We start from the raw sequence: 16818 nt of genomic DNA, 5'->3' as shown, positions 1-16818 counted from the left end.
CCAATTATGGAGCATTATTAAAGTTCATCAAAGGAACTCGATGGGTCACATCCTTAAAGAGGTCCAAGCTCAATACCCGCAACCATGCCATGGAAACCACAAGTGTGTCCGAACTAGAGCGCGCCTGCCAAAAAGCCATCATCAGGAATCTATCGATACTCACACATATACCAGAAGCCAGTCTTTCAATTGCACGCGCACTGAACACGGAGCGGGGTGATTACCTGCGATTGAGGCAACGGGTCATCCGCGAAGCGCAGCAGGAAACCATGCTCATTATTGCAGCCGAAGACTTCCCAGGCAAACCAACTCATCGGGTGACCGAAGCATTCAAGGATCAATACGCCAACATCAGCATAGTCGAATTAACAATACCATCAAATCACAATGACTTGATAAGGTGGGGACTGGAAAAGATTGGCAACAACCCGGCAGACTGCTTAATCCTCCAAGGGGTATCGATGCCACTAGTTATTATAGGCATGCTCTACAAACTAATCTGGGGAGCGGCCGTACTTGTGGAAGATAGAAGTGACGGGGAGGCTAGGTACGAAGTGGGTATTTCCATCAACGAGTTAAAGACTCGATTAGGCTGTCTTCCTGCCATCGACGACCTTACAGGAGAGCTATGGAAGCGAATAGCGATCAATTGCAGTGAGAGGTTCGATGGGAGTTCCGAAAAGCTGGAGCAGGAGAACTGGAGAACGATCGCACTAGGACCACGCCTAGCCGTGGATGGTGCTCAGCTAAACAGCCTTGAAGCATTGTCACCTGAAATAAGCAGCCCGTTAATGGCAGCACGTTTCTGCGAGAAGAATGACTCCGCCATCAACTGGGAAGCGCTCAAACTGATGGATCGGGGTCAAAAATGCGTGAGCATTGTCATTCCTGTATATGGGGATGCCAGAGAAACTGATAGCTGCATAAGAAGTGTGCGAAAAGCAGTGAACAAGCTCCAATGGGAGATCATTGCAGTGATGAATGATGAATCTGCAGCAAGCTGCAGCGTAATCAATAGGCACAGAAAAGAAGATAAGCGAATCCGTGCCATATGGCCTGGAGAGAATCTTCAGTTTGCCCTGGGTTGCAATCTGGGCTTCTCCGTAAGCTCGGGCACATGGCTTGTTGTACTCAACAACGACTGCCAGGTAAAGAGCGGCTGGCTTGACGAGCTAATCGCACCACTGGAGAACCCCCGCATCGCTGCAACGCAACCAAGACTCTTGAAACTCGATGGAAGTGTGCAATCTCTAGGGGTTGTATTTAATTATTCTCAGACACTTGGATACCCTCTATATGCTGGTCAGCCAAGCTCCTTGCTATGCACGCAGAAAGACCACTTCTTGCAAGCACTTACGGGAGCCTGCATGGCCGTTCGCGCCGAAGACTTTGCCAGCATTAGAGGATTTGACTGCCGATATATCAACAGTCAAGAAGACATCGACCTCTGCTTAAGATTGCTGCGGTTACCTCAGCGGGCTGCCTGCTTAAGCATGGGGGGCATCGACGTGTTGCATGGCGAGAGCCGAGCACCGGGTCGATTCAGCCACAGCAGATGGAGCCGGCATCAATTCGTAAGACGATGGGCATATCGAATTGAAAGCGACGACGCACAAATCTACTCAGCAGACAGCGTAATCATCAATGGCTTCTCTCCTGATCACCCTGATCTTGAGCAAGCGGGTATCGGTGCAGGAAGAGCTAGAATTCAATCCCCACCATTCGAAGGAAAAAGCTGAGAACGCTCTGGGAAATACTTACGACATACCCAATCATTTGACTCGTGAAAAGCCGAATCATATTGTAGTTTCTGTTCGCGGGTGGCCCGAGGCGGCGGATAACGATCAAAGGCCTCACAAATTGCGGCTACATGTTGACGAGATGGCTTCACTCGGGCATTTAAACGAGCCAGCATATGTAGAGCAAGCCAAGACAGAGATCGATTCACTCGTGGCGCATCAGCCGGTTGAAACAGATACTGCGGAAGCCCCAGGGCTTCAATGAAGTCGCTCACGACATCACAATACTTCCATTCAGAGGGAAGGTATAGACGCAATAAGAATGCACCAGGAAACCAGCGCTCTAAACGCTTAACTGTGCTGCAGTGATCGCATAAATGGTGCCAGTATCCTGGCTGTGGCAAAGGGAGAACGAAGAGAGGAGCCCCGTTTCGAACCGCCGTGGACCAAAGGGAAAGCGCCGCATCCAAGGGTTCGCGCAGGTAGACAATAACCTGCACCCGATGAAAGCGCTCACGTAGAAAAGCTACCAGAGCTTCCATTCCGCCATCTCGAAACAATAAGCGAGAATGGATGTGCTCGCTGGAGATAATCCAAGTCTTGGCTGTCGTGCTCTTCAGCTCGTGATCCAGAGCTGCCTGAAGCTCACCCAGTGCCGCGCGGCGCTGCACTGGGGAAAACCGCTGAAAGCCTGCACGCTCAGTGAGGTCATCGTGCTGGTCATCAGCATAGAATAATAATGGAAAGAGCCAGTGCTCAGCATGCCCCAGACATTGGGGCACGTGCACATTGAGCTGAGTAAGAGCCTCATGTTGCTCAACAAGGAATCGCTGTATGGCTGTGCTGCCCGTTTTTTCCGTGCCAATGTGGAGAAAAAGATCAGGCATCATCCACTATTGGCACGGCGACTGGCCTTCGACATATTCAAACATTGGGCGGCAATTTTATTCAGTAGCTTAATCAGACGATCAAGCAATTGGCGCTGCATGTCATAGACCCTCGGGCTATCACGTCCAGCAGCCCGGTTAAAAACATCTCGACAAAGCGCCAATTGCTCCGAGGTAAGCCCACAGTGAAAGGCAACAGGATCACCTTGATAGCCTGCAAACGTAAGGGGTGCTTCAGCCGGAAGGCGTGCATTCAGGACCTTGAGCGCCGTCTGGTTTTCAAATTCAACGCAGTGCCGGGCAACAGGGTCCATAGCCAGCTTTACAGGCTGAACATCGGGTAGCCGGTTAACTAGAGCATCCGCAAGGCGCCGACCCGCATCCCGCCCATGAATCGAGTTGGTCAGCAACACCAGCTGCAGTTCCGACGCGGAAAGGGATCGATTCACAGGAGATGCATCCTCCGCTTCCGGAGCGACAGAAGACAGCAATTCTTCAGGAAATCCAGCACACCGACCCAAAGCGGGAACAATTCCACGGCCAAGAACGGAATAATTAAGCAAAGTATAGTCAATCCCCATTTGATCCAATCGTTCAGCTATCTGGGCAGATTTATGCAAAGCGTTGCAGCGGTAGCGATGCTGCGAAAGAAAACTGTTGTAGTCCGCAGTAAAACCATGGCGCTTCACGAGCTGCTGATACACCGAGGCAAGTTGATCAAGAGGATTGCGAACTGCTAACAGCACGTGAGGCTTGCAATAAGGCAGCACAAAATCAACTGCATCATAGAATTCTGCCATACGATGCAACAAGTTCTCATTGGAAAAGAGAAGGGCTCGGCAGTCCTCCGGACACTGCTGCACCACTGGAAGCACACGAGCCAACAACCAATTGTCTGTAAGATCTCCAAGGGGAAGGTTGCCAGAACTTACATAACCTCTAGCTGCTGCGGCGAAACTATCGTGATGGGGATAGAAGATGCCTGCAGCTCGTAGATGATCAGCATTAGATGCAAGAAATGCCTGAAAAGCCGAGGATCCAGTCTTGGGATGACCAATATGGAGGTACAACGTGGGCTGTTCTTGATCCCCACGGTATTCAAGATTGGTAGGGTTAGGCATAGGGGATTGGGCTGCTGCCGGCACGCCATCGCAATTTGGAACCAATCTGATCTCGTCGACCCCAGAGTTCTTCAAGCCTGGTGCGGTAACGGAAGCCTGCATGAGCGGCACTGAACATCTGGTGGTAGGCCTGCCGTGTGCTGACTGGTTGCAGACTGGCGAGGGTTGACTGGCGCTCATGAGCTACTTGGCGCATCAAGCATATGGCGTGAGCAAGGTCTGGTTCCGCCCAGAGGTGCCCATCGGCGCAAGGATAGGTATTGGATGGAATCGGCACTGGTTGATAGCGCACCGGATGGGAAAGTGGACCAATACAAAAATCGGTGTTACCCCCAAAGTCTGTGGCGATAACATCCAAACCGAGCTGAAGTGCCTCAGCGATTCCTCTCCCGAAGCCTTCGGAACGGTGGAGTGAAAGAAACACATCGCAACAGCCATAGAGGGCCAGTAACTCGTCGCGATCAAGGCTGCCTACAATTAAACTAATTCGAGGGTCGTCTGCAACGCGACGACGCAACCACTCAAAGGCAGCATTGGTGCGCTTCCGCGGTGGAAAGGTCTTGATCATCAAGGCGACTGATCCAGCACTTGAGGGAGGGAAGGCCTGCTGAAAGGCCTCCAATGCACCCATGGGATTTTTGCGCGCGGCGGTGGAGTTGAGATCGAAGCCATAGCCAAAGATCACGGCGTCGATTGGCAATCCATGCAGCTCTCGCCTATGTGCTCGCATGGCCGCCGCCGTGAATCGCTCCGGCTGGCTGATCTCTGCGGCCATCGGCATCAGCCGCAGTGGTCGCTCGGGGCCGGCATACGATTCCAGTGCTTTGCTGCTGAATCGGCTAGATGGCCAGAGCTCATCAGCCACGTGCAGCACCGGTCGCCAAGGATCGGGCCACTGCTGAGTTTCCCAGGGCCAGGCAGCAATGGTGTAGCGCTCCCGCAAGCCATCAAGGCCAACCTGCAAAAGCCAGCGTGCTTGAACTGGCGCTGTCATGCAGACCAGGTTGAAGGCGTAGGGGCCGCCCTCAGGGTTGGAATGAAGGTGGGCAGCAAGGCTGGGGTCGGAACGCGCAGATCCATTGGCGGCAGGGTGATCTATCACGCAGAAAGGCACATCGGCAGCCTCGAGAGCACGGGCCGCCATACGGACATCTTCACCGATGCCAAACACATCGAAGGCATGGCCGATCAGATTCACACCGAAAGGACGCTCTGCGAAGGGGGGGATGGGGCCAGCCGTTTTGGGGGCCTGAGCGTCAGCCTCAAGAGATTGCAGCAAGGGGAAAATAACTGCCTGCTGTTGCACAGCTTTCTGCAAACGCAGATGAGGGCCTGCCAATGGACCTGGAGCCTGGAGTTGCAGCTGCGGATTCAAAGCCTGGAGCAACAGCACCGGAAAAGAACGGTGCCAATTGCCCTGGGCTGCCATCTGCTCCGCAGCCACCAGGGCTGGTGATGCCGCAGGATCGAGCAGCCATTCTTCACACAACTGAGTGCGGGCTTCACTGTTTAGGTAGGGGCTGGCTTGACGAAACAGGTCGGCCAGGTGGATAGCCAGATCGGAGTTGGCCGGAAGTTGGGCGATACCCAGTTGGAGCTCATGGGCGTAATACCGCAGGCGCATGGCAGAGCCGGGGCCAAAATGCCTGGCCAATAGAGCCGTAGCCTCGAGTGCCACCTGGAATCGCTGGCGACTGGTGATGGTGTTGGCATGGAGGCGTGTCAACCCCTGTAGGTAGGGGATGTAGCCGATACGTTCGGGAAAGGCGGCAAAAGCCCGCAGCCAGTAGTCGAAGTCGAAGGCAGTACGCCACTGGAGATCAAATCGCCCCAGTTGCTTCACCATGGTGCGACGAAAGACCACGGAGGGCTGACAAATGAAGCAGTGGGAGCGGAACCCATTGAGGCCCACCTCGGGTTGCAAGGTGGGATAGCGCTGACGCAGGCCGGTGGAGGCATTGAACTCCTCCCCTTCCCCATAAACCATCAGCCAGTTGGGATTAGCCAATAAGGCCTCAGCGGCACGGCCCAAAGCACCGGGGGGAAAAAGGTCATCGGCATTCAGCCAGGCGATCAAGGTTCCAGTTGCCTGAGCGAGAGCCTTGTTGAGGGCATCGGCAGGGCCCTGGTCCGGACCATGAATAACACGAATCCGAACACCAATCGATACCAATTCATGGAGGAACTCCAGGGAGCCGTCGGTGGACCCGCCGTCGGCCACAAGGAGCTCAAGACATTCAGGCTGGGCCAGCACTGAGGCGACGGCCTCCTGAAGAAAGGGCCCCGGGTTGAAGCAGGGCATCAACACGGAGATGGCTGGACCAACAGCCGACGGTGGGCGGGATGTCAAGAGCGCTGGAGACGCTGCCACCAAGGCATCAGCTGCCGGCGCAGGGAAGGCAAAGCGATGCGTCCATCCAGGGCCAAGAAGCGCTGCTGAAAACGCCCATGCAGACGCAGCATGCGCAGCAGTACTTCCCGCTGACCGCGCAACCCGTGCAGCTTTTCTTCCTTGCGCTGATTCTCTAGGAAATAGTATTCAAGTTCTTCCTGTACCTGATGGAGTTGGAGCAACAACAGCTCAGATTCCTCTCGGGCATCAATCAACTCTCTCTGCAATCCATCTTTCTCTCCTCTCACCTCACCGAACTCCCTCTGCAATCCTTCTTTCTCTCCTCTCACCTCACCCAACTCCTTCTGCAATCCTTCCTTCTCTTCTCTCAAGCTCTCAAGCTCAATATCTATCGCCTTGGCTCTATCCGCAGTCCGATCGAGCGAACGAACAGAATTATAAATAGCGTAGTCAGAACGAATCTTGGCAAAGGACTCTTTGGGATATTTACAATCGAACAACCAATTGACATTTAGATGAAGAGGAGGGAGCGACTGGACATTGAAAACAATGTCCTCCGGGTGTGGAAGCATGACGGGAACGAGGCATTTTTCATCGCAGCCCCCAAATCTATCCTTGCGAAGGAAGGTAAGTTCTAACACTCTTGGAATATTACGACCAGAGGGCTGATGGATAGAATCGCCACAGCAGTTATTTGGATGAGCATGAACGCAAACATGCGTCTGGGCCAATTTTTGCAAACAGGAATCGAGACAAGCAGGCCCGATGCCGCCATCTTCTAATGGCGCAAGGCCGTGAACTTCCACGACTATTATTCGGAACCGGGCAAGAAGATTGGACGGCGATTGCAATATATTACGGTATTCCGCTCCTTCAATATCCATCTGGAGAATAAGGTCTCTTCCGCAATCAGGTACATACTTGGCCACCCAGTTATCAAGGGTAATCGAATTAGCGGAGTCATCAACGTCAAGCCATTTTTTCTCAAAAGTCTGCATGACCTCTACGAGTGCTGTGTCAAGATCATTTGGATTGGCAGAAAAATCACAAAGGTATGATTGAATCCCATATTCCCAAAGCAACTGATCTTCAAAACGTTTAAACGAATCAACGCCAGGAGAAAAACACGCCTCTATATCCGCCAAGTCATCTGGAATCAGATAAGCTCCATCCGAATCGCCGCCAATACGAATAAGCGGAAATGGGCATGGCTTCGGGGTCATGAGGTCAAGCGCAGCCACCAAAGCTTTCTTCCTGCAATTTCCTTTATTTTACTTCCCCCCCCCCCGGGGCGAGCGAGCGAGGTTTTGGACGAATGCGACTCGATGAGTGTCGCTTGAGGGATCTCGGTAGCCAACCGGCCGCTCTTTAGCGCGTGGAGTCTGCTTAAAAGCTCTTCATCTTGACGTGACCCCCTTTGCTGCTCCAGTTCTTATGAGAGCTGATGGGTTAGTCAGGCCGCTTTCCATTGCTGGAGAACTTCCAGGGGCATGCGCCCCTGGAGAGCCGAATACGGTCTGTAAATATCATACTCGATTCGGTGCTGTTCTGCCAATAATTTTGCCTCTGGTAAAGATGAGAAGAGCTCAATATGTGGCATCCGGCCGACTTCGTCTACAAGAATTCATCCCTGATCCTGCTGTTAAACGACTCCACAAATGGATTCTCCCAGGGTGAGCCTGGCGGGATGTACGCCGTTCCCGTACCACTGCCTGTGCACCACTCCTGCAATGCGTGGGCTATGAACTCAGGGCCATTGTCCATCCGCAGGTGAGTGGGCGGTGGATACAGCTTGAGTAGCTCCTAGATCGTGTTGATCACATCAACAGCCTTGCATCTGCGGCCCACCCGAATCGCCAGGCAGACGCGGCTGAATTCATCGATCACGTTCAGGAACTTGAGGGCGCGGCCATCCATCGTCTGATCGAACTGGAAGTCGATCGCCCAGACGTGGTGAGGGTATTCAGAGCGCAAGAGCTCCCTGCCGCCACCGTTAGGCCGAGAGCGTTTGCGCCTGCGAGGCAGGGGTCTTTGGAGCCCTGCCTCACGCCAGATCCGCCGCACTCGCTTGTGATTGATGCTCCAGCCATCAAGCCTCAGCCGCCGGTAAACAAGCCGCCGGCCCCAGCGCACATGGCGCCGCGCCAGCTCACGGATCCGACTGCGCAGCTTCTGCTTCTTGATGTCTGCCAGTGGCACAGGGCGCCGCTGGGTATTGCGGTGTTGACCTGTCAACTGGCAGGCACGCCGCTGGGAAACCCGGAATCGATCCTGCAGAACCACCACAGCCCTGCGACGACGCTCCGGGCTCAGAAGTTTCCCGTTGCACCGCAAGGTGCGCCTCACAGCGCAACAAGCTCCTTGAGCATGGCCTTATCGAGTTCTGCGTCTGCCAATAATCGCTTTAGCCGTGTGTTCTCCAGCTCAAGCTCCTTGAGGCGTTTGGCCTCTGTGGCTTTCATCCCGCCGTATAGCTGCTGCCAGCGGTGGTAAGTCGCCGGAGAAACCTGCAGGGCTCGGCAGACGTCAGCAACGGCCTGGCCCTGGTTCAAGAGCTGATCAGCGATCCGCAACTTGCGAATGATCTGCTCGGGGCTGTGGCGTTTGACTTTCATGGGGCTTCACCTGGCCAATTCTGGCCGGTAAGGAAGCTCTCATAAGGGCTGGTTCAGCTTTTGGGGTCCACGTCACACGCAAATAGCGGCAACTCTCATTAGAATCCGCCATCCACACCAGCCGGCATTGTCCGTTGATGATCGCTAGCAGCAACAGCCGCCTCAGTGGGGTCAAGCGGATGCCACGGCATATTCAGCTCTATGAAATCTGATCAATAGCTTGCAACTGCAAGCGTGGAGGAGTAAGATATAAGTGATAGGGAGCGGCTCCCGTGCAAAACCGCTGGCACGAGATCATGGAAATCCACAACGAAATATTTACACTACAATAAAGCCTCAAGCAATCCGCAAAAACCTAAGGCATGGAAATTACCCATTACAGCGAAGGCAGAAGCTATGCCACAAGCGAAGATACCTACGACTCAATGTATGGAAGAGAGCTCAATACTGGCCTCCTTAACACACAAATTGCAGCAACAAAAAATCTACTCGCCAAAGCTTTGGACGCCACAGGTAAGACTAGGTTCAATAATGCGCTTGAGCTAGGAGCCGGCACTGGCAGGTTCACGCTACCCTTATACTTTTCCAACCTAATTGAGAGCCTAACTGTCACAGATATATCAGAAGCATTTCTCCACTTAGTCGACTCAAAAATTCAGAAATTTTCACACTCAACCCATCAAGACGAATATACACGCGCATCAATAAGCTACGGAATACTAGACGGGGAAGATTTAGAGAAGGCGGTGAAAATCGATACCGATTTAATTATTCTTGGCGCAGTTTTGCACCACTTTTTAAACTATAAAGATGTTATTCACAAGATTGGCAGCTCAACACCTCCTGGACTTGCACTAATAATGACGGAGCCATGCATCGACTTTTCAATGACTTTTGCTCCCTTAATCAGTGCATTCTGCAGAGCCAATAAAGACAACTTGAGCGACAAGGACCTGCTTTCATCCCGTAGGTTTGTAAATGCCTTAAAGTTTAGAACACAAGACGACTACAAAAACAAGTATATGATGGAAGACAAGCACATTTTCAGGCCTGATGAAATCATCGAGCTGTTGAGCAACAACGGATTTTACGTACAGGCGCTCCCTAATGGCCGAGAGCGCAAATACGATCCTTCCAGAAGAGAATCTAATGAAAGTGATTTTGTTCGCAATCTCAGAACAAGACTGGGCGCAGGCAACGGTTTCTCCAATAGTTTTTGCGACAAGTTTTGCAGTTTTTACAAGGAAGAGATTGAGATCTTATGCTTTACACATGCAAACGTAGCTGGCCCGTTTTTTGATTACACCTATATAGCCCACAAGAAAGGTTAAATCACAACGAAACTGGCCAACCCCAGAGAGAGAGAGAGAGAGAGGGGGTTACGCAAACACATAGCGGAAGAATACTTCATGCCATGCAATAAGGCCAATAACAGCTCAAGCTCAGTGGCATAAATTAAATGCAGCCGAAAGGAGGTTCTTTAAAGCATCAATTGTGTTTTTTTCAAAAGTCGAACTAATCCGTCATGGCACCTGCAATTCGAAATTACGTCAATCATTCGATCTAATTCCATGGAAGAATAGCAAATATCCTCGCAGCAGATGCTGTTATTTATGTAATCTGCGCAGTCGGCCTTGACTACGTCTATTTCAACTTGCGAAAAATGCTTTCTAAAACATTCCAAAAATTGTGGTAAATACAGAGAAACCACCTTACTGCGAAAATCTCTGCTAAGCCAGCTATACATTAAGCGAGGCGCTAAGAAGCCTTCCTGTGCCGCAATAGAGTCTAAAAAGTAAAGGTCTTTCTCTGTAAGACGAAGCCCAATTCTAAGCAGAGAACGCTGGAGATTGGTAGTTTTGACTCCAATATGTTTATTTGTTTGCACTGAAATCTCGTTCTCTCCTATGTGAGTGGCCATATCTTGTTGGCCAACCACTTGAAGAAAATCGCAGACAAGATTTGACCGAAACCAAAAAGCCGGGCTAAAGGGTCTTACAACTATGGAGTTGCTTCCAAAGACCCTTTCGAAGGCGGATAGAGGCTCATATAGGTCGGCCTGTGATACATAAAAAGATCTTGGAATTGCATGTACCTTTCCGATTTTAATTGATTGGGCTATCTCAGATTCAATCCAATGATGAGGAGATCTTAAATAAGAAACTATTCTTGGTTCATACCCAAAGCTCAGAATAGTCGTCTTGATTTTGCCAAGGCTCTGTTCAGATAATGCAGTGAACCACTCTGTTGAAAACAAGACATTGTCTGATTCCCTGCACTCCCTTAGACATCTCTCAAGTGATGAGAGAGTATGCATCTCACCATTCCAAGTTGTAATTGACTTATCGTACAATAGGCTGTAAGCCACAGGATAGGCGTTGCCTTGACCCACACCATTTTGAATGTGGCGATCAAACCCAATTAAATCTGGATAAAAAAGATGATTATCCCAGAGGATAGGCGCCTTTGATGCAAGGAATAGCTGTAGAGAGGAGCTTCCAGTCTTGGGAAATCCTATATGAAGATAGCAGATTTTTCTTCTCATTGAGATCATGAGTAGACAGGAAGAAGATCTCCTGCAATAGCTAAAAGCCGAGTATTTTCAACCTTTCTCTTATGATCAGTAGCCTGCTGTCTTGCGCGCACTGGAGCGAAGTGGGTACTTAAGGACTCCTGGTCGCTAGCATAGCGGCTACAGATAGAATGAACCTCGTCGATCCATTTAGATGTATTAGACGCCGAAAAGCCACCATTCGGGTATACAGAAATAATCATCTCTGTAGCTTCTACTGTGAGATTGCTAGAAGCTGATATTCTAAGGATCTGATCAAGATCAGCAGCTATTGAAAAGCTAGTGTCGAAGGGGAAGTCTTGGAATATCCTGGCCTTGACAAATGTACTTTGATGTGGAGGATATCCTTTTAACCAGTAATTTGAATAGTCGGAGTTTTTTAATGTTCGAATCTTTTCGCGGGGATTATGTGCTTTAGTCGTAACAAAGCGGCCATCCTGAGTCTCTTCGATAACATTACCAACAAGCATATCCGGCTTGTTTCTTAGTAAATCTAGCGAAACGCGCTCAAGAACGGTAGAGTCAATAAGGTAGTCGCCAGAGCCCATTACCAATACGTACTCGCCACTGATATGGGGCGCACACTTATTAAGAGCGTCATAGATACCATTGTCTTTCTCTCTTATCAGTTTAGAAATCAAATTTTTACATTCTCTAAGGATATTTTCTGATGTGTGGCTTTTGCTAAGTCCATCAAAAACTATCCACTCAATGCCAACATGGCTTTGCTCGAGGATGCTGTTGGCAGTTCGATAGAACTCATTGCCCACGTTGTAGGTGGGGGTTAATATAGTGAAAACTGGCTTCTTCGGAGGCTCTGCGTTGGAGTTGTTTTGACGCGATGATGCGTAAGCGCCAATTCGGCTGAGACGGCGACAATCATCAGAGCAATTAGTGTTCTGGTTGATATATGAAATATCAATAATAAATCGCCTCCAGTTTGCATATTGTTTGCGCAGAGTAAAGAACTTTTCAGTCAATAGACGCCCATTGCTTCCTAGACGTGATCGTAGCATGGGATCTTTTATTAAGGTGTCTATTTTGTTTATCAAGTCTTTGGTATCACTTGTTTTTGCGTGAAGAGCATTGAAGTTGTGTATGGATATATTGGTAGTTCCCGTTGTGGAATAGGAAACTATAGGGACACCACATGCAGATGCTTCAAGCATTGTTTGCCCAAAAGCTTCAACTAAAACAGGGTTTAGAAATATATCCGCAGAGTTATAAGCAGTAGCTATATCTGTTGGAGAGCTAAGGTAGCCAAGAGCGCGAACATTGTTGGGCAGAGAGGCTTTTTCGCTGCTACCCATATACACGAATAGGATGTCTTCTCTATTTGATAATTCATCGAAAACCTTAAGCAGGTCTTGGCCTCCTTTGCCGCGTGAATTAAAATTGCATGATCCAGTAAGAATAATAGTAGTATTGTCATTGGTTGTCAAGCCTAGTTTTTGCCGTGCTTTTTGTTTGTCTACTGGTTTAAATGTAGATTCGTCTAAGCCCAAGGGAATAAATTGTATTTGTGGAGACTCGCCAAATCGCAGTGTGTGTACAGCTTTGTTCCAATGACTATTTGTTGCAATGGGCAGATTGTCGAGAGAGAACAAGTCGGATCTTGTTGCCCAGTTTGTTAATACATCACCTTTTTTTAGCGGCGGATACGAAGGTTCAATCTTTTTGCAGACTTTTTCATTGCAGCCTGTAGTGTAAGAATCGCAGTTGTACCAAAGATAATGAGCACAGCCACCAGTTACCCAGTCGCAATCATGGGAATAGACAACGGAGGGAACTCCCGACCGATGAATTGCTCCAATCGCTTCAATAGGCATAGAGTGGGCGTGAAAGTTGCCAGTTATCACGAGATCTGGATGCGTACTTTTAATTAGCCGAATCAATCCAAGAGTCTTTTCCCATCTTGGGCTTGATATGTTATTGACAATATGCGCGCATGATATAAATGAGATTCCACTATTAAGATGTTGTGAAGAATCACGAATCAGGTCTTGTTCCTTTGACGCGGCAATGACGGTGACTTCGTGACCGGACTGTAATAAGCATTCCGCTTGCCTCATCATTCCGATGCCTGCACCAGCATTGAATCCGACATCATTAATTAATGTCACTTTGATTGTCTTATTGGATATTAGCTTTCTACGAAGCGATGACCACCGAGGATTTTTGTAGGATCCATAGACATCACAGGCTTTAGATACTACCTTCGCTGTTTTTTGGCTAGCTTGGCAAGGAGCCTGAAGTTCGCTGAGAAGGCTAGCCGCGCTTTCCTTGTCTCCGATCTTTAGCCTTTCAACAAAGGCTGAAAGGCTAGCTGAAATCGTTTTCATGTAATGTGGTGAAATTTGATCTTGCAACACGTTTGATGCATTTGTTTTGGTCTGATCGATGGTGGGCATACAAGTCTCTTGTTTGTATTTTTTCAAAGGCCTGTCCTGGCTCGCTTTGATTGCTAATCATTGAATTCTCGTGTTTTATTGTGACGGTGCTCTCGAAATAGTGCTACTGCTCTGCTAGGTTTCTCGCTCAATGGAATACCGGCCTCCCAGCCAAGAGCCTTGAGTTGGTTTGTGTTGAGTGTATTTGGGTATCCTATCAATACTGGTGCTTTTCGCATTGACAATCTGTCCACCACCGCAGTCAGACCCGGCTCGTACACCAGCAATTGGCCGAGATCAGGGTCGTTCCACGCGGCAATCCTCTCGCCATTAGGTCCACCACAGTCACCTGCACATCCGGGCAGCGATCGGCGATCACCGCCATCGTCGGACCGCCCACATAGCCCGCTCCTATGCAGTAGGTGTGTTTGACGATTCTCGGCACCATCACAGCCGCACTACCTCCCGCTCAAGGCTGGCTCGGAACTCTGCCACTGTGTCCACCAGCCCATCCGCCAGAGCAATCCGCGCCCACCAGCCCAAGGCTGCCATCCGGCTCACATCCAGCTGTTTCTTCGGGGTGCCGTCAGGCTTGCTCGAGTCCCAAGTGATCTCACCCATGAACCCCGTGGCGTTCGCCACTGTCTCCGCCAGCTGGCGGATGCTCAAGTCCACACCCGTGCCCACGTTCAGGAACTGCAGCTGATCCGGGGCCGGCTGCCAATGCTCCAGGGCAAACACACAGGCTTCGCCCAGGTCGTCCACATGCAGGAATTCCCGCAGCGGCGTGCCCGTACCCCAGCAGGTCACGGTCGGGGCGTTCGCCTGTGTCGCCTCGTGGAAACGCCGGATCAGCGCCGGCAGCACATGGCTGTTTTCGGGGTGGTAATTGTCGCCCGGGCCATACAGATTGGTGGGCATCAGGCTGATCGCATCAAAGCCGTGCTGCTTGCGTAGGGCTTCGCAGAGCTTGATGCCGGTGATCTTGGCAATCGCGTACCACTCGTTGGTGGGCTCCAGGGGCCCAGTGAGCAGGGCCTCCTCGCGGATCGGCTGCTCGGCAAACTTCGGGTAGATGCAGCTGCTGCCCAGAAATAGCAGCCGCCGCACACCGCTGCGCCAGGCCGTTTCGATCACGTTGGTCTGGATCTTAAGGTTCTCCAACAGGAAATCGGCCGGGTAGCTGCTGTTGGCCTGGATGCCGCCCACCTTGGCTGCCGCAAGCACCACCACCGTGGGCTTGTGTTCGGCAAACCAGTGCTGCACGGCGGGGCCGTCTTCCAGATCCATTTCGGTGCGGCTGGCCGTGAGCAAGTTGCTATAGCCCGTCCGTTGCAGTGCCCGGCAGATGGCGCTGCCCGCCATGCCCCGGTGGCCGGCAACGAAGATGCGGTCGGCAGGGGTGATCAGGCCAGCCATCAGCCCTTGTCTCCAGCTGCGGCCACCGCCGAAGGATTGGTGGGCGGGTTCTCCATAGATCCCACCACGTTGAAGCCCTTCAGCCGCAGGATCGCCTCCTTGCGCGCTTCCTCCTTGTCAGCCGCCACCATCTCGGCCACCAGTTGCTCAAGGGTCGCGGTGGGCGTCCAGCCCAGTTTCTCGTGGGCCTTGCTGGGATCACCCAGCAAAGTTTCCACCTCCGCCGGACGGAAATAACGGGGATCGATGCGCACCACCACCTCACCGCTGCTGCGCCGCCCCACTTCTTCTATGCCGCTGCCCTGCCATTCGATCGCACCCCAGCCCAACTCAGCGGCGGCCAGTTCAATGAAGCGCCGCACCGATTCCTGACGGCCTGTGGCAATTACAAAATCTTCTGGGGTGCCGGGCTGCTGCAGCATCCGCCACTGCATCTCCACGTAATCCCTGGCATGGCCCCAGTCGCGCAGGGAGTCGAGATTACCCATGTAGAGGCAACCCTCAAGGCCCTCGTTGATGCGGGCCAGGCCGCGGGTGATCTTGCGGGTCACGAAGGTTTCACCCCGCCGCGGTGATTCGTGGTTAAACAAGATGCCGTTGCAGGCATACATGCCGTAGGCCTCTCGGTAGTTCACCGTGATCCAGTAGGCATAGAGCTTGGCCACCCCGTAGGGGCTACGCGGATAGAAAGGCGTTGTTTCCTTCTGGGGGATCTCCTGCACCAGGCCGTAGAGCTCACTCGTGCTGGCCTGATAAATGCGGGTTTTATTGCTTAGTCCCAGCATCCGCACCGCCTCCAGGATGCGCAGGGTGCCTAGGGCGTCGCTGTTGGCGGTGTATTCCGGCGCCTCGAAGCTCACCGCCACATGGCTCTGGGCGCCGAGGTTGTAGATCTCATCGGGCTGCACCTGCTGAATGATCCGGATCAGATTCGTACTGTCCGTTAGATCGCCGTAGTGAAGGCTCAGCCGTGGATCGCTTTCATGGGGATCTTGGTATAGATGATCGATGCGGGCGGTATTGAAGCTGCTAGCGCGGCGCTTGATGCCGTGCACCGCGTAGCCCTTCTCCAGCAACAGCTCGGCCAGATAGGAGCCATCTTGCCCAGTGATGCCCGTAATCAGAGCTGTTTTCATCGTTCCTCTGTATAGCGATTATTTTCCCACAGCCAGCAGCAGCGCTCAATGTCAGAACCCTTGCCTCCCTTCTCCAGGCAAGCCATCAAGGGGTGGGGCAACCACCGGGGACTTCGCCTCCCCGCTGCCTTGGCCCATGAGGCAGTGGAGCTCACCCTGGTGTTGGCTGGTGAGTTTCAATCACATGGATCTGGTTCTTCAGGTTCTCCAGCAGGAAATCGGCGGGGTAGCTCCGGCTTCGAAAATGCTGTTCACGCCTGTGCTCCTGGTAGAGCCAACCGCTCCAGACCTTCAAATAGCTCAAAATCGCGATCGAAACTCACCAGCCGCCATCCATTGGCCATCGTCACGGCGGCCAGGTAGGCATCGGTGCAGAGGCCTGCTGCTCCCAGTAGTGCAAGGCCTGGCGGTGATGGCTGTGGTCGGGGCAGGCCAGCGCCAGCCACACATTCAGATCCGGTAGGTCAACCGTGATGCTCACGCGTCAAGCAGGTCGAACAGAAGATGGCCAAGGGCCCCTCCACGCGGGGCAAGGTGTGAGCCGAACGCTTCGAGCCGGAGCCGGCGGGCGTGGCATTCAGGCGCA

14 protein-coding genes and 1 pseudogene are annotated in these 16818 nt (G+C 51.9%); 2 read left to right on the top strand and 13 right to left on the bottom strand.

The window, feature by feature from the left end; translation table 11 throughout:
• Positions 1–89 precede the first annotated feature (89 nt).
• Positions 90–1739, top strand: coding sequence for a glycosyltransferase (locus tag KBY73_RS12285; protein WP_254937379.1), 1650 nt, complete (start codon positions 90–92; stop codon positions 1737–1739).
• Here the strand turns inward: KBY73_RS12285 and KBY73_RS12280 are convergent.
• The 7 genes from KBY73_RS12280 to KBY73_RS12255 all read right to left on the bottom strand — a co-directional run bounded on the left by KBY73_RS12280 (position 1709) and on the right by KBY73_RS12255 (position 8715).
• Entirely contained in the window at positions 1709–2629 is a 921-nt protein-coding gene (locus tag KBY73_RS12280; protein ID WP_254937378.1) for a hypothetical protein, read from the bottom strand. The two genes, KBY73_RS12285 and KBY73_RS12280, sit on opposite strands and share 31 nt — an antisense overlap.
• Positions 2626–3747, bottom strand: a complete 1122-nt coding sequence (locus KBY73_RS12275; RefSeq protein WP_254937377.1) for a hypothetical protein — start codon at positions 3745–3747, stop codon at positions 2626–2628. The genes KBY73_RS12280 and KBY73_RS12275 overlap by 4 nt, the downstream gene beginning before the upstream one ends.
• Complete coding sequence (locus KBY73_RS12270; protein WP_254937516.1) at positions 3740–6055, bottom strand: glycosyltransferase; 2316 nt, start codon at positions 6053–6055, stop codon at positions 3740–3742. Before KBY73_RS12270 ends, KBY73_RS12275 begins: the two co-directional genes overlap by 8 nt.
• 38 nt (positions 6056–6093) lie before the next feature.
• Positions 6094–7323: an FkbM family methyltransferase gene (locus KBY73_RS12265; RefSeq protein ID WP_254937376.1), complete on the bottom strand. Its 1230-nt coding sequence runs from the start codon at positions 7321–7323 to the stop codon at positions 6094–6096.
• Positions 7324–7714: 391 nt separating this feature from the next.
• Positions 7715–7864, bottom strand: coding sequence for an integrase core domain-containing protein (locus KBY73_RS15155; RefSeq protein WP_396097073.1), 150 nt, complete (start codon positions 7862–7864; stop codon positions 7715–7717).
• A gap of 39 nt (positions 7865–7903) precedes the next feature.
• Positions 7904–8335, bottom strand: a complete 432-nt coding sequence (locus tag KBY73_RS12260; RefSeq protein ID WP_254937375.1) for an IS3 family transposase — start codon at positions 8333–8335, stop codon at positions 7904–7906.
• Positions 8336–8442: 107 nt separating this feature from the next.
• Entirely contained in the window at positions 8443–8715 is a 273-nt protein-coding gene (locus KBY73_RS12255) for a transposase (protein WP_254937374.1), read from the bottom strand.
• A gap of 362 nt (positions 8716–9077) precedes the next feature.
• Between KBY73_RS12255 and KBY73_RS12250 the strand changes: the two genes are divergently transcribed.
• Positions 9078–10046 (top strand): class I SAM-dependent methyltransferase, encoded by a 969-nt coding sequence (locus KBY73_RS12250; RefSeq protein WP_254937373.1) that lies wholly within the window; start codon positions 9078–9080, stop codon positions 10044–10046.
• 149 nt (positions 10047–10195) lie between these two features.
• Here KBY73_RS12250 and KBY73_RS12245 read toward each other — a convergent pair whose 3' ends face one another.
• From KBY73_RS12245 to KBY73_RS15085, 6 genes and pseudogenes are all read right to left on the bottom strand, one after another.
• A complete protein-coding gene (locus KBY73_RS12245; protein WP_254937372.1) occupies positions 10196–11269 on the bottom strand; it encodes a hypothetical protein in 1074 nt (357 codons plus the stop codon).
• On the bottom strand, positions 11266–13698 hold the full coding sequence (locus tag KBY73_RS12240) for a glycosyltransferase (protein ID WP_254937371.1): 2433 nt from the start codon (positions 13696–13698) through the stop codon (positions 11266–11268). Before KBY73_RS12240 ends, KBY73_RS12245 begins: the two co-directional genes overlap by 4 nt.
• A gap of 224 nt (positions 13699–13922) precedes the next feature.
• Positions 13923–14062: pseudogene (locus KBY73_RS12235) on the bottom strand (nucleotide sugar dehydrogenase); the annotation flags it as partial.
• 62 nt (positions 14063–14124) lie between these two features.
• Positions 14125–15096: a GDP-L-fucose synthase gene (locus tag KBY73_RS12230; RefSeq protein WP_254937370.1), complete on the bottom strand. Its 972-nt coding sequence runs from the start codon at positions 15094–15096 to the stop codon at positions 14125–14127.
• The gene (gene gmd / locus KBY73_RS12225; RefSeq protein ID WP_254937369.1) at positions 15096–16232 is read right to left on the bottom strand and encodes a GDP-mannose 4,6-dehydratase; all 1137 of its coding nucleotides are present in this window, start codon (positions 16230–16232) and stop codon (positions 15096–15098) included. Before gmd ends, KBY73_RS12230 begins: the two co-directional genes overlap by 1 nt.
• Positions 16233–16578: 346 nt before the next feature.
• Positions 16579–16713: a hypothetical protein gene (locus tag KBY73_RS15085; protein WP_315858437.1), complete on the bottom strand. Its 135-nt coding sequence runs from the start codon at positions 16711–16713 to the stop codon at positions 16579–16581.
• Positions 16714–16818: the final 105 nt, after the last annotated feature.

This window comes from Cyanobium sp. Tous-M-B4 (assembly GCF_024345395.1).
In the GTDB taxonomy this organism is placed as follows: domain Bacteria; phylum Cyanobacteriota; class Cyanobacteriia; order PCC-6307; family Cyanobiaceae; genus Cyanobium_A.
Note: the sequence above shows the minus strand (reverse complement) of the source record. Positions and strands in the feature narration are given on the sequence as shown.

Excerpts from the sequence above, each read along its gene's own strand:
- KBY73_RS12255 (WP_254937374.1), bottom strand. The coding sequence starts at position 8,715 with ATGAAAGTCAAACGCCACAGCCCCGAGCAGATCATTCGCAAGTTGCGG.
- KBY73_RS12250 (WP_254937373.1), top strand. The coding sequence starts at position 9,078 with ATGGAAATTACCCATTACAGCGAAGGCAGAAGCTATGCCACAAGCGAA.
- KBY73_RS12230 (WP_254937370.1), bottom strand. The coding sequence starts at position 15,096 with ATGGCTGGCCTGATCACCCCTGCCGACCGCATCTTCGTTGCCGGCCAC.
- KBY73_RS12265 (WP_254937376.1), bottom strand. The coding sequence starts at position 7,323 with ATGACCCCGAAGCCATGCCCATTTCCGCTTATTCGTATTGGCGGCGAT.
- KBY73_RS12240 (WP_254937371.1), bottom strand. The coding sequence starts at position 13,698 with ATGCCCACCATCGATCAGACCAAAACAAATGCATCAAACGTGTTGCAA.
- KBY73_RS12280 (WP_254937378.1), bottom strand. The coding sequence starts at position 2,629 with ATGATGCCTGATCTTTTTCTCCACATTGGCACGGAAAAAACGGGCAGC.
- KBY73_RS12275 (WP_254937377.1), bottom strand. The coding sequence starts at position 3,747 with ATGCCTAACCCTACCAATCTTGAATACCGTGGGGATCAAGAACAGCCC.
- KBY73_RS15155 (WP_396097073.1), bottom strand. The coding sequence starts at position 7,864 with ATGGACAATGGCCCTGAGTTCATAGCCCACGCATTGCAGGAGTGGTGC.
- KBY73_RS12245 (WP_254937372.1), bottom strand. The coding sequence starts at position 11,269 with ATGATCTCAATGAGAAGAAAAATCTGCTATCTTCATATAGGATTTCCC.
- KBY73_RS12285 (WP_254937379.1), top strand. The coding sequence starts at position 90 with ATGGAAACCACAAGTGTGTCCGAACTAGAGCGCGCCTGCCAAAAAGCC.
- gmd (WP_254937369.1), bottom strand. The coding sequence starts at position 16,232 with ATGAAAACAGCTCTGATTACGGGCATCACTGGGCAAGATGGCTCCTAT.